We start from the raw sequence: 12,176 nt of genomic DNA, 5'->3' as shown, positions 1-12,176 counted from the left end.
GCTTAAGAGAGAACAATAATAAATTAGAGGAACAAATAAACGCATTTTTGATGAGTTAAATTCATATACCTACTTAATAAAAGGCTAAGGCTTAAATAGCTTTTAACATAAATGGTAAAATACATGCTCCACATAGAAAACCTCCACGTCAGCGTAGGTGACAAGCCTATTCTCAAGGGCATTAACCTACACGTAAAAGCGGGTGAAATCCATGCGATTATGGGGCCTAACGGTTCGGGTAAAAGCACCTTATCGCACATATTGTCCGGTAAAAGCGGCTATGAAATTACCCAAGGTACAGTCATGTATCAAGGTTCAGATTTGACCGAGATGGCTCCTGAAATCCGGGCAAGGGAAGGCGTTTTCCTGGCGTTTCAATATCCGGTTGAAATTCCTGGTGTCAGTAATATTTATCTGTTGAAAGCGGGGCTTAATGCTATCCGCAAACATCACGGCCAGCCGGAAGTGGATGCAATGGATTTTTTAACCTTGGTAAAACACAAGGTTAAATTACTGGAAATGGATGAAAAATTCCTTTATCGCGCCGTCAACGAAGGCTTTTCCGGCGGTGAGAAAAAACGTAACGAAATCTTGCAAATGGCCATTCTGGAACCCAAGCTGTGCATCATGGATGAAACCGATTCCGGCTTGGATATTGATGCCCTAAAAGTGGTTGCAGAAGGTGTTAACTCCTTGCGTTCGACTGACCGCGCCTTTGTGATGATCACGCATTACCAGCGTTTGCTGGATTACATCAAGCCTGACTTCGTGCATGTGCTTACAAATGGCCAGATTGTTAAATCCGGTGGCCCCGGGTTGGCATTGGAGTTGGAAGAAAAAGGTTACAGTTGGCTAGAAGGTCAGGTGGCAGCTTAATGAGTACAGTAACACCTAGCCGTTATGTGGCTGAATATGAAACGATAGCGCCCACCTTACCGGGGCAGACGTTGTCGTGGTTACAGCAGTTAAGGCGAGATGCCTTAGCTAAATTCTCAGTACAGGGTTTTCCGACACCGCGAGAGGAAGAATGGCGTTACACGAATGTGTCTGCTATTGAGAAGAAGCTATTTGCGCCTTCGGCAACTTTATCGACAAGTCCAGTCGATAAAGATTGGCTGAAATCTTTTCAACCGGAAGATGCTTGGTCAGCGGTGTTGGTCAATGGTCATTTTTCAGCAGAGCATTCTCTGTTAGACGGTTTGCCTGAAGGCGTTTTAATCATGAGCATGGCGGATGCGTTAGTAGAGACACAAAATCTTGCGTCTCTACTGGAAAACCATCTGTGTCGCACGGTTACAAATGCTGAACATAGCTTAGTCGCCTTCAATACCGCATGGTTTACCGATGGCGTATTTGTACACGTTCCTGCCAAACAAGTTTTAGCCAAACCGATACAATTACTGAATATCGTGACTGAAGCCGATGCAATGGCTACCACGCGCAATGTAATCATTGTTGATGAAATGGCAGAAGCGCAAGTCATAGAGACGTTTGCCGGGATGGATATTGCCAGGGATGGTGTGTATGCCGCGAGCCAGTCGGGAACTGGCGCGGCGAACGCTTATCTGACAGCAGCCGTCACGGAAGTGTTTGTCGAGGCTTGTGCCTATCTAACGCTATATAAAATGCAGTGTGAGTCTGAAAAAGCCTATCATTTTGGTGGTACTTATATTAAGCAAGCACAAGATGCACGGTTTACACATCACAACTTTGCCTTTGGCGGCTTGTTGGCGCGGTGCGATATACACACCGATCTGGATATGGCTTCTGAGTGCGAATTGAATGGGCTGTATCTTGGCGTAAAACGCCAGCATCTCGATAACCATACCCGCATCAATCATACCAAACCCCATGCAATCAGTAGGGAAATGTACAAAGGGGTGTTGGATGACCGGGCCAGAGGTGTTTTTCAGGGGCGTGTCATCGTCGCAGAAAATGCACAAAAAACCGATTCACAAATGAATAACCGTAATCTGTTGTTGTCAAACGAAGCAGAGGCAGATACCAAGCCGCAACTGGAAATCTATGCGGATGATGTGAAATGCGGACATGGGGTGACGGTTGGACAATTGGATCAAAAATCCATTTTTTACCTGCAATCACGTTGCGTTGATGAAGAAACTGCACGCAATATGCTGACGTTTGCGTTTGCTAACGAAATGGTCGATAAGATCAAGATTAAAAGCCTGCACGATAAGGTTTTGGAGCAGGTGCTGGCACGGTTCCCCCAGGAAGGTGTTGATAAAGAGTGGCTATAGAATATCGGACACCTGAATGCTGATGTCTGTGAGTTGCGATAAAGTCACGCTATCGCCGGGGTATAAAGTGGTTTTTTCAGCATACACTTCGCCGTTAGGTTTGCGATACACCTCCAGGCAAACATCGTTCAGGTTTAGCAGCCAGTATTCGGGGATGTTGTGTAGTACGTATAAGCGTAGCTTCTGATTTTGGTCAAATTGTAATGATGTGTCGGAGACTTCGATTAACAATAAGACATCGTCAGCCATTGGGTGACGGGATGAGTAATAATCGGCATTCGGCTTTAGCAGCATGAAATCGGGTTCCGGTTCGGAAATGTCGCCGAGTTGGAGTGGGTCTTGTACGCTAACAATAGCATTACCGGCAACCTAAAGCGTCAGTACATTATTAATGCGTTTTAAGTGACCTGCGTGATTAAAGCCTATCGGTGCCATGTCTAAAATTTCTCCATTAATCAGTTCAATCCGGCTTCCAGGTGGAAAAATATTAGCCTCGCCCAATCTGCGCCATTCATCGAGGTCGGTTAAGTGTTTGGTAGGATTAACAATGGCCATAAGTGCAAGCAAACCTAATTAGAATCATAAACAAATATAATGCGCTGTTAACGAATAAGCAACACATCAAAATCCGAACAGACTAAACTATGACAACAATCCCTGTAGCAAAAATTCGTGCAGACTTCCCCATATTAGCCGAGAAAATACGCAACAAGCCTTTGGTTTATCTGGATAATGCCGCCACTTGCCAAAAGCCGAAAGCGGTTATCGACAGTATCGTGCATTTCTACAGCCATGACTACGCCAACGTGCATCGCGGCGTACATACCTTAAGTGTGCGCTCTACAGATAAGTTTGAAGGCGCACGAACCAAAGTTAAAGATTTCATCAATGCGGCCAGCGAAAAAGAAATTATTTTTGTCAGGGGCGCCACCGAAGCCATCAATCTTGTCGCGCAGGCTTATGGCAAGGCCAATATCAAAGCAGGTGACGAGATTTTAATCACCGCAATGGAACACCATTCCAATATTGTGCCTTGGCAAATGTTATGCGAGCAAACAGGTGCGGCATTAAAAGTGGCGCCGATCAACCTGCAAGGTGAGTTGATATTCGCTGAGTTTGAAAAACTGCTCAGCGATAGGACTAAATTGGTCTCGGTTGTACATATGTCCAATGCCTTGGGGTCGATCAATCCGGTTAAAAAGATCATAGCGCTTGCCCATGATAAAAATATTCCGGTATTGCTGGATGGGGCGCAGGCTATCCCTCACATGCCAGTGGATATGCAGGGTTTGGATTGTGATTTTTATGTGTTTTCAGGGCATAAGCTTTATGCCCCATCAGGGATTGGTGTGTTGTATGGCAAACAGGCTTTACTGGAAGCCATGCCACCCTATCAAGGCGGCGGCGATATGATCCGCAAAGTGACCTTTGAAGCGACCGAATATAATACGCTGCCCTACAAGTTTGAAGCCGGAACGCCCAATATTGCTGATGTGGTTGGGCTTGGCGCTGCTATTGATTATCTGAATGAAATCGGCATGGCTAACATTGCCGCTTACGAAGCTGAATTATTGGCTTATGCCACGCAACAAGCCAGGCAAATTAAAGGTCTAAGGATTATTGGTGAGGCTGAAGACAAGGGCGCCATCTTGTCTTTTGTGTTGGCTAGAATCCATCCCCATGATATAGGCACGATGTTGGATAGCTTGGGGATAGCGATCAGGGCGGGACATCATTGTGCCATGCCAGTGATGGATTTTTACGGTGTTCCAGCAACAGCAAGGGCTTCATTCGCCATGTATAACACCAAAGAAGAAATTGATGTGTTGATGCAAGGGATTGAGTCCCTGATTGAGGTATTTGGTTAATGTTTGAAGATCTACGCGACCTCTACCAAGAGGTCATATTCGACCACAACAGGAATCCACGTAATTTTCGGATTATGGCGGATGCTGACCGGCAAGTCGAAGGGTTCAATCCTTTATGTGGTGACCGGTTGACATTATACTTGAAAATGGATGACGACAGGATTGTCGATGCCAGTTTTCAAGGTTCCGGTTGCGCCATATCAACCGCATCGGTTTCATTGATGACCGAGATTGTTAAAGGTAAAACAGGACAGGAAGCCGAGGAGTTATTTAAAAAATTTCATGAAATGACTACCGGCAAAGATGAAGAAATCAATCTGGAAGCGGTAGGCAAATTGGCGGTTTTAGCGGGTGTACGCGAGTATCCTGCAAGGGTAAAATGTGCCACATTAGCTTGGCATACACTAGATGCCGCCCTGAAAAACGAACAAAAATCGATTTCCACAGAGTAACTATTGCCACGAAAACTTCAAATCAAAAATACACGGGAAAACTAGCTGTACTTTATGAAGGCCAGGGCGATATTCTACTCTTCCAACAACTTGCAGAAAGACTGGCCGTTCCTTTGTATCAATCGCTTAATGCCAATATTCCAGAAAACTTGTTTCTAAGCTGGCGCGAAGGCTGTTTGTCGTTACTGGACAGGGAAAACATTAAGAAACGCGGGTTAACTGTCGATATAGAGCACCGGCATGGGGAGCAACGTTCTTGGCCTATCGCCAAAAGTGGTCCTTTGGCGCAGGCATTGGGGCGCAAAACAAGGACGGTAGTTGACGCCACTGCGGGTTGGGGTCAGGATAGCCTTGCCATGTTCCGTATGGGTTATGAAGTCGTATGTGTGGAGCATTCGCCAGTCATGGCGGTATTGTTGGCGGATGGTTTTGCTCGATTGGCTAAACCGGACTGGATGCGCCAACTTAATTTAGCGCCGCCGCAGTTACTGACAGGTAATGCTATTGACATACTAGAGCAACTGCCAGTTAAGCCCGATTGCATCTACCTTGACCCCATGTTTCCGCCCAAGCGCAAAAAATCGGCCTTGGCTAAAAAAGCTATCGTGGTTTTACGCGATCTAGTGGGCGATGATGCCGATAAGGAACAGTTGTTTGCAACCGCCTTAAAAATAGCGGGTAAACGTGTGGTAGTGAAAAGTCCCGGTTATGCCGAGCCATTGGGTGGCAGACCGAATGAGAGCTTCCAAGGTAAACTATTACGGTACGATGTATATTTAACACAAAACGGGGTGTCAATGAAATGTCTGAATGGATAGATGTAATTGAACGAACAGCCTTGGCTGATGGTGAACATGTCGTTGTTGAAGTCGATGGCACAGACGTAGCGGTATTTAAAATTGACGGGCAATTTTATGCCATTGAAGATATTTGCACACATGACGGGGCAGAGCTTGCCAGCGGTGAACTGGATGGCGATGAGATCATTTGTCCACGCCACGGAGCCAGGTTTTGCGTGAAAACTGGTGCGGTAAAATCCCCGCCTGCCTATGAAGGCGTTGCCTGTTTTCCTGTCAAGATCGAAAATGGGTTAGTGCAGGTCAGGGACTGGCGTTGGGACTGATATGCTGACAATCAAAGTAAAACAACCTAGAATCCTAATTCCTACCTTTAAATATATAAATGGCACACAGCAACTCTACAAAAGCAGTCCTTTACGCATTTTCAGCTAATTTAGGCATTGCCCTAGCCAAAACCGGCGCAGCCGTTTGGACGGGTTCGGGTTCCATGTTGGCAGAAGCAATCCATTCATACGCCGATTGCGGAAACCAAGTGTTATTGCTGATTGGCATGAGACGGTCGGCAAGGAACGCGACCCGAAAACACCCCATGGGTTATGAGCGCGAATCTTATATCTGGTCGATGATGGTGGCGTTTATCCTGTTTTCGGTGGGCGGGGTGTTTGCCGTCCATGAAGGTTGGGAACGGTACCTACATCCCCACGCAATAGAGAATGCCAATATCGCTTTGTTGGTCTTATTGATTGCCGTTTGCATGGAGGCCTTTTCCTTGAAAGGCGCTTTTTCGGCAATGGCGGAAGAGAAAGGCGTAAGGTCACTTTGGCAGTGGTTTAAGGAAACCCATTCCAGCGAATTGATGGTGGTAACCGGTGAAGATATCGCGGCCTTGCTCGGCTTGGTGATTGCGCTGGTAACCTTAGGTTTAGCCGTGTTAACGGGAAATACTGCCTTTGATGCGTTAGGCTCAATGCTGATTGGCCTATTATTGATTGCTGTCGCAATAGTCGTGGGTTCGGAAGTGCATTCGCTGTTGATTGGTGAATCCGCCGAAGACATTCGGGTTAATGTGCAGGCTTATCTTGAAGCCCAACCTTGCGTTTTGCGGGTGCTTAATCTGTGGGCGATTAACCATGGCAATTCTGTCATGGTGGCTATCAAAGCCGAACTCAAACCGGATATGACGGTTTTAAATGCCGTCAATGAAATTAACGCGATGGAAAGGCAGATCAAACAAACACACAGCCGCGTCAAATGGATTTTTTTTGAAATAGATAATGAAGATTAGACTTGGATGCGGGGTTTTAAACATCGGTTGAAAAATGAACCTATGGTTGTCCATGCCAGAACTTTACAACAGCTGACCATCCTAATTCTTAAAAAATGAAATGCACTTATGGGTTGAATCTAAGCAAGCCTTATCCCATCCTTCTCAATCAAAACTAATTTCTTTTTATATAACGCACCAATTGCCTGTTTGTACACTTTTTTGCTGACTCCGAAAGCGCTATAAATAGTTTCTGGGGGGCTTTTGTCGCTCAATGCCAAAAAGCCATGATTGTCTTTGAGCCTGTTTAAAATTTTGTCGGTAAGTTCATCGACTTTACCGTAGCCGGGTTGATGGAGGCTGAGGTCAATTTTGTGGTCTTCGCGGATTTGTTTGATAAAACCTTCCAGATTTTGGCCTTTTTGCACGGGCTGGAATAGCTCGTTTGGATATAACATGCCCCAGTGCCTGTTGTTGATGATGGCTTTAATGCCCAAGTCTGTTTTATCGGCGATAAGCAGGGAAACTTTTTGTCCCACCTTAAAATAAAAACCTTCATCGGCGATGAATTTGTCAATTTTTGTCGTGCCAAGGATGCGGTTTTGGGCATCAAGAAACAGTTTTACTAGGTAGGACTTGCCCTCTTCCAGTTCATGGTGTTGTTCGCCAAAGGGGACCAGCAGGTCTTTAGGCAATCCCCAGTCCAGAAAAGCGCCTACATAGTTCAATGAAACCACTTTCAGCCAGGCAATCTCCTCGGCCAGCGCTTTGGGAATCGCTGTGGTCGCCGCCAAATGGCCTTCCATATCGACATATACAAACACATCTAGGGCATCGCCCACCTGACACGGCGGCGGTTTCTTGTCAACCAGCAGCACTTTCGCTGATGTGTTACTTGCAAGATAAATTTCCGAAGCTACACGGCTTGCGACCTTAAGGGTATTGATTTTGCCGATTTCTATCATGAGGGTAGACAGTCTGATTTTTAAAATAGAGTAGGGTCACACCGCGTACAACTACAAAGCGTTCAAAGTGGGTGTACCTTCCACCTTCCCAAAAGGTACGCGGTGCGTACCCTACCTAACTTTTGAACGATACATGAAAATTCGCGGACAGGGCACCATGTCCCGTTTGGTATCCAGCGTTTTAAGCCATGTAGGGTGCGTTTTACGCACCAAAATAAGTAACATCACCATATTTTACAGTTACACGATTTGTTTTTTTATGGTGCGGAATGCACCCAACTTGGCTTAATTAAAGCTCGTTAGCTAATTCACTTATTGAATAGTCAGGTTTGTCCAAGAGTTTTGAGCGAGTTACTAACTCATCAACGTTTTGCATTTTTCCTACACAAATCTCTTTAACAATTTCAACGAAATATGGCTCCAAATAAGGTGAAATATGAATGCGATTAATTAGCTTATGTAAGTCACATCTGACAAATGTGCCTACCCCCATTTCTTTATCACAGAGGTCTATTATTGCCCTGAATTCTTTCTCGTGCTCAAAAGCCTTTCTCTTGAATATTAGAATATCGTGTTTGGGGTGCTGATCATTTTTTGGCTCGTCTTCTGCTCTATAAATAACGCTTTCAAATATTAATGGTCTCTCGCAAATAATTGAATCTTTTAATTGTTTAATGGTGGATTCAACAGCAATGCCTTGACCATCATTTGTGTATAGGTTCCACATAGCTGCTGATTCATACTCGCTTTTGTGCCAACAGTTTACCCCGTTTTTAATTTTGTTTTCTTCTATAGCGGTTATTAAACCTTTATCTATTCCATCAATAGCTTCGTCACATACTTTAATTGCATGATCACGTTTTAAAACAAATTTGTGATAATCTTGATGATATGGAGTTAGCTTTTGACTATCGGCTAACGCCCCGTCTCTCATAAGTTTCGTATCCTTTATTTTTTTCATCATTTCAGATGCACGTTCTTTAAAATAACCCCTTGAAAAGTAACCTTCAAAAGGATCACCAAATTTTTGTGGGCAAGGAAAATATAAAGCCTTTTTAGAAAGCAAAGAAACAAGCTTTGCTAAATCCATGTATCTCCAAATTTTTTCAGAATCTTTCATGTTGGTTACAATTTATTCCATAGTTCAAAGTAATTTTCCCCGTATGCCGCGCCGAGCATCGGAGCATTTATCAGGAATAGCCCGTTAGGGGCGCGATACGGATATCGAGCGTTGTCAAAGGGACAGGAAGTCCCTTTTGACAACCCCTGGTAAATGCGAGAAGCCCAGGAAGAAAGCAGCATCCGGGGGTCTTTTCTTTTGGATACTTTTCTTTGGACAAGCAAAGAAAAGTATCCCGCCCGCCAGTGCGGGAACTGGCATTTAAAAAACCGTCGCGGTAGCGACACATTATTTTCACATCCATGTGTTCTGGATTCCGGCAAGCAGCGCAAGTTCCTACTTGCCTACCGCACTTCCGCCATCCTTGTGTATGCAGGCTCCAGGCCTCGGATACTCCACGGCATGGGTGAATAGGGCGGGGGGCATTCTACGCCACAGGCTCTGGTTTATAACCAGTCCTCAGGTTGGGTCGGCCTCCCAATGAACGGTTAAAGCTTATCGAATTTACCGGCTAATAGTTCTTAAAATTAACCATACTAAGGTTGGGTTAGACGCACATAGCGAATATCTAAAACATTGTCACCGGATTGTTCGTGTGCGACCTCCAGGGATGGAGGGAGTGCGGCAGAGAGTATGGAACCCTTGCCGCCCGTAACCCAACATTGGCTACCGACCAAAACGCTGATTGTTGGGTTATGACGCGCATCAAGCATCCTGAAATTTTCATCTCCCTACCGTTATGCGCGTCTAACCCAACCTGCGAACTTGTTAATCTGTAAAAGTAGTTAATACCTCGCCACCGAACTATCACATTCAAGTGACCAGGCATCAATCCCGCCAACCAGATTGCTGACCTGCTTAAAACCGACCTGGACAAGAAAATTGGCAGCTTGCATACTGCGGATGCCATGATGGCAAATCAGCACAATTTCCTTGTTCACATCAAGTTCCCGTAGCCGTTGTGGAATTTGGTTCAGCGGTATTAGCACACTCTCGGCGATATGGGCGTGTGCAAATTCAAAGGGTTCCCTTACGTCCAAGAGGAAGATCTGCTCTTTATCCTGAATTTTGTTTTTTAATTCGGTTGCGGAGAGTTGTGTGATTGGCATGGTTATCCCTTATTTTTATATTTGGGCTGTTAAATCCGGCTAATAAAACGTCCTATACGCTGCATAGCAACGGCCATGCGTTCGATGGAAGTCGTGTAGGCAAAACGCAGGTGCTGATGGGCTTGATGGCTGCCAAAATCTTTTCCTGGCGTTATGGCAACGCCTTCCGTTTCTAAAAGAGCCAGCGCGAATTGATAACTGTCGTCGGTAAATTTAGCACAATTCGCATAGATATAAAAAGCGCCGTCCGGTTTGGCGGGAATTTCAAACCCTAACTGCACCAGCGCACCGTAAAGAAAGTCCCGCCTAGCGGCAAATTCAGCCCGTCTTTTTTCCAGTTCTCCAAGGGTATGTCCGTCAAAAGCTGCCAGCGCTGCATATTGGGAAAGGGTTGGAGCCGCAATAAAAATATTTTGCGCCAGTTTTTCAATGGCTTCGATGAACTCATCGGGGGCAATCAGCCAGCCGACCCGCCATCCAGTCATGCCAAAATATTTGGAAAAACTGTTGATGACAAAGGCATTGCTACTGTATTCAAGTGCGGTTGGTGCATTCTTGCCGTAAACTAGGCCATGATAAATCTCATCCGAATAAAAACAGCCGCCCCGTTCATTAATCGTATGTATACATTGATTGAATACATGGGGCTCGATCAGCGTACCCGTAGGATTTGACGGCGAGGCAATCAACGCACCTTTCGTGGATGGGTTCCAGTGTTGCTTAATCAACTCTGCCGTCAATTGATACCCTGATGCGGCATCGACAGGCAGGGTGGTGGTTTCCCCCTCAAACAGCCTAATAAAATTACTGTTACAGGGATAGCAAGGGTCGGCCATCAATATCTCATCGCCCGGATTCACGCTAACACCAAGTGCCAGCAAAAATGCACCTGACGCGCCAGGCGTTACGAATATACGCCCTTTATCTATAGTCACCCCATAGCGGGTTTGATAATAAGCGGCAATTTGTTCACGCAATTCCGGCAATCCGGCAGCGGGTGTGTATTTGATGTCGCCGGTTTGGAGTTGCTTGATACCGGCATCGACGATGGTTTGCGGTGTGGCGAAATCGGGTTCGCCGATTTCCATGTGAATGATGTCGCGTCCCTGACTTTCTAATTGCTTGGCACGCCGTAGCAGTTCCATGACATAGAACGGTGCAATATCAGCTGTTCGTTTTGCTAATCGGCTCAACATAAGGGCAGGTTTTTTTTATTGTCCAAAATCATATCAATAATCCTTGCTAACTGCTTACTATTCTGCTAAAAATGCGCGGTTTATTATTTTGTCATTGAGGAGTTCTTGGATGATCGATAGTCCCAAAGCGGGTATGTCGCCTTTCAGTTTTAAGCCTTATGTGGAACAAGAAGGCGAAGAATACATGAATGAGGCTCAATTGAAGCATTTTGAGACCATTTTGAATAATTGGAAAGTTGAATTGATGAAGGAGGTCGATCGCACAGTCCATCACATGCAGGACGATGCCGCCAATTTTCCCGACCCGAATGACCGGGCCACGCAGGAATCGGAATTCAGCCTGGAATTAAGGGCGCGTGACCGTGAGCGCAGGTTGATCAAGAAAATTGATGAATCCATTAAAGAAATTGAATCCGGTAATTATGGTTTTTGTGAGTCTTGCGGTATCGAGATAGGGATACGCCGACTGGAAGCCAGGCCGACTGCGTCTTTGTGTATCGACTGTAAAACGCTCGATGAAATTCGTGAAAAACAGATGGGTTAATACGGATTCAAAACCTGTCCCCTCCTGATTTCGGCCAAGATCGGTATATCGGGCGGTTTGCCCCATCACCGACGGGGCCGTTGCACTTAGGTTCTCTTTTTACAGCGGTCGCAAGTTATCTCCATGCCCGATACCATCAGGGTTTGTGGCTGCTCAGGATTGATGATCTCGATACGCCCCGCAATAAGGAAGGCTCAGTCGCCGCTATCCTAAATACCTTGGAGGCTTTTGGGCTGTATTGGGACGGTAGCGTTTACTACCAAAGCCAACATCTTGACAGCTATGAAAGCTTTTTGACGGAGTTGGCATATAGCCAGCTCACTTACCGCTGCACCTGTAGCCGGAAATTGTTGGCTGACCCGTTTCCTGACGATAATACAAACAGCAAGCACAACATTTATCCCGGTATCTGTCGGGATAAACGCATCTCCGCAGATAAGCCCCATGCAATCCGGCTTAAAATTGGCGACTGTGCCTTATCTTTTCAAGACGAATTGCAGGGTTTGAATTGCCATAATCTGGCAAGGCTACACGGCGATTTCATCTTAAAGCGCAAAGACCGGATTATTGCATACCAGTTCGCCGTGGTGGTTGATGATG

16 protein-coding genes are annotated in these 12,176 nt (G+C 45.7%); 9 read left to right on the top strand and 7 right to left on the bottom strand.

The window, feature by feature from the left end:
• Nucleotides 1-123: 123 nt before the first annotated feature.
• Both sufC and sufD read left to right on the top strand, forming a co-directional pair.
• Nucleotides 124-876 carry a Fe-S cluster assembly ATPase SufC gene (gene sufC / locus ACLQ6D_RS10505; RefSeq protein WP_411727233.1) on the top strand — a complete coding sequence of 251 codons (753 nt, stop codon included), beginning with the start codon at nucleotides 124-126 and terminating at the stop codon, nucleotides 874-876.
• Entirely contained in the window at nucleotides 876-2,258 is a 1,383-nt protein-coding gene (gene sufD, locus ACLQ6D_RS10500; RefSeq protein WP_411727232.1) for a Fe-S cluster assembly protein SufD, read from the top strand. Before sufC ends, sufD begins: the two co-directional genes overlap by 1 nt.
• Here the strand turns inward: sufD and ACLQ6D_RS10495 are convergent.
• Together ACLQ6D_RS10495 and ACLQ6D_RS10490 are read right to left on the bottom strand one after the other, a co-directional pair.
• Complete coding sequence (locus ACLQ6D_RS10495; protein ID WP_411727235.1) at nucleotides 2,253-2,612, bottom strand: Uma2 family endonuclease; 360 nt, start codon at nucleotides 2,610-2,612, stop codon at nucleotides 2,253-2,255. The genes sufD and ACLQ6D_RS10495 overlap by 6 nt on opposite strands.
• A 15-nt stretch (nucleotides 2,613-2,627) precedes the next feature.
• Nucleotides 2,628-2,813: a hypothetical protein gene (locus ACLQ6D_RS10490; protein WP_411727231.1), complete on the bottom strand. Its 186-nt coding sequence runs from the start codon at nucleotides 2,811-2,813 to the stop codon at nucleotides 2,628-2,630.
• Nucleotides 2,814-2,902: 89 nt separating this feature from the next.
• On the opposite strand from ACLQ6D_RS10490, the gene ACLQ6D_RS10485 reads away from it, so the two are divergent.
• The 5 genes from ACLQ6D_RS10485 to ACLQ6D_RS10465 all read left to right on the top strand — a co-directional run bounded on the left by ACLQ6D_RS10485 (nucleotide 2,903) and on the right by ACLQ6D_RS10465 (nucleotide 6,663).
• Nucleotides 2,903-4,126, top strand: coding sequence for a SufS family cysteine desulfurase (locus tag ACLQ6D_RS10485; RefSeq protein ID WP_411727230.1), 1,224 nt, complete (start codon nucleotides 2,903-2,905; stop codon nucleotides 4,124-4,126).
• The gene (gene sufU, locus ACLQ6D_RS10480; protein ID WP_411727229.1) at nucleotides 4,126-4,578 is read left to right on the top strand and encodes a Fe-S cluster assembly sulfur transfer protein SufU; all 453 of its coding nucleotides are present in this window, start codon (nucleotides 4,126-4,128) and stop codon (nucleotides 4,576-4,578) included. Before ACLQ6D_RS10485 ends, sufU begins: the two co-directional genes overlap by 1 nt.
• A 71-nt stretch (nucleotides 4,579-4,649) precedes the next feature.
• Nucleotides 4,650-5,396, top strand: a complete 747-nt coding sequence (locus tag ACLQ6D_RS10475; RefSeq protein ID WP_411727234.1) for a class I SAM-dependent methyltransferase — start codon at nucleotides 4,650-4,652, stop codon at nucleotides 5,394-5,396.
• The gene (locus ACLQ6D_RS10470) at nucleotides 5,381-5,701 is read left to right on the top strand and encodes a non-heme iron oxygenase ferredoxin subunit (protein ID WP_411727228.1); all 321 of its coding nucleotides are present in this window, start codon (nucleotides 5,381-5,383) and stop codon (nucleotides 5,699-5,701) included. The genes ACLQ6D_RS10475 and ACLQ6D_RS10470 overlap by 16 nt, the downstream gene beginning before the upstream one ends.
• Before the next feature lie 59 nt (nucleotides 5,702-5,760).
• Nucleotides 5,761-6,663, top strand: coding sequence for a cation diffusion facilitator family transporter (locus tag ACLQ6D_RS10465; RefSeq protein ID WP_411727227.1), 903 nt, complete (start codon nucleotides 5,761-5,763; stop codon nucleotides 6,661-6,663).
• A gap of 119 nt (nucleotides 6,664-6,782) precedes the next feature.
• On the opposite strand, the gene ACLQ6D_RS10460 is transcribed toward ACLQ6D_RS10465, so the two are convergent.
• The 5 genes from ACLQ6D_RS10460 to ACLQ6D_RS10440 form a co-directional block, all read right to left on the bottom strand.
• A complete protein-coding gene (locus ACLQ6D_RS10460) occupies nucleotides 6,783-7,607 on the bottom strand; it encodes a S1 RNA-binding domain-containing protein (protein ID WP_411727226.1) in 825 nt (274 codons plus the stop codon).
• A 289-nt stretch (nucleotides 7,608-7,896) separates the two neighbouring features.
• On the bottom strand, nucleotides 7,897-8,727 hold the full coding sequence (locus ACLQ6D_RS10455; protein ID WP_411727225.1) for a DUF2971 domain-containing protein: 831 nt from the start codon (nucleotides 8,725-8,727) through the stop codon (nucleotides 7,897-7,899).
• A 536-nt stretch (nucleotides 8,728-9,263) separates the two neighbouring features.
• The gene (locus ACLQ6D_RS10450) at nucleotides 9,264-9,440 is read right to left on the bottom strand and encodes a hypothetical protein (RefSeq protein WP_411727224.1); all 177 of its coding nucleotides are present in this window, start codon (nucleotides 9,438-9,440) and stop codon (nucleotides 9,264-9,266) included.
• A gap of 72 nt (nucleotides 9,441-9,512) precedes the next feature.
• A complete protein-coding gene (locus ACLQ6D_RS10445; protein ID WP_411727223.1) occupies nucleotides 9,513-9,836 on the bottom strand; it encodes a rhodanese-like domain-containing protein in 324 nt (107 codons plus the stop codon).
• Nucleotides 9,837-9,865: 29 nt separating this feature from the next.
• Nucleotides 9,866-11,032, bottom strand: a complete 1,167-nt coding sequence (locus ACLQ6D_RS10440; protein ID WP_411727222.1) for a pyridoxal phosphate-dependent aminotransferase — start codon at nucleotides 11,030-11,032, stop codon at nucleotides 9,866-9,868.
• Between the two features lie 109 nt (nucleotides 11,033-11,141).
• On the opposite strand from ACLQ6D_RS10440, the gene dksA reads away from it, so the two are divergent.
• Both dksA and ACLQ6D_RS10430 read left to right on the top strand, forming a co-directional pair.
• Nucleotides 11,142-11,576 carry an RNA polymerase-binding protein DksA gene (gene dksA / locus ACLQ6D_RS10435; RefSeq protein WP_411727221.1) on the top strand — a complete coding sequence of 145 codons (435 nt, stop codon included), beginning with the start codon at nucleotides 11,142-11,144 and terminating at the stop codon, nucleotides 11,574-11,576.
• An 80-nt stretch (nucleotides 11,577-11,656) separates the two neighbouring features.
• A partial coding sequence (locus ACLQ6D_RS10430) for a glutamate--tRNA ligase family protein (RefSeq protein WP_411727220.1) occupies nucleotides 11,657-12,176 on the top strand: 520 nt, incomplete at its 3' end.

The organism is Methyloglobulus sp. (assembly GCF_046714055.1).
Taxonomy (GTDB): domain Bacteria; phylum Pseudomonadota; class Gammaproteobacteria; order Methylococcales; family Methylomonadaceae; genus Methyloglobulus.
The sequence above is the reverse complement of the archived record's forward strand: the minus strand, read 5'-3'. Positions and strand labels throughout refer to the sequence as shown.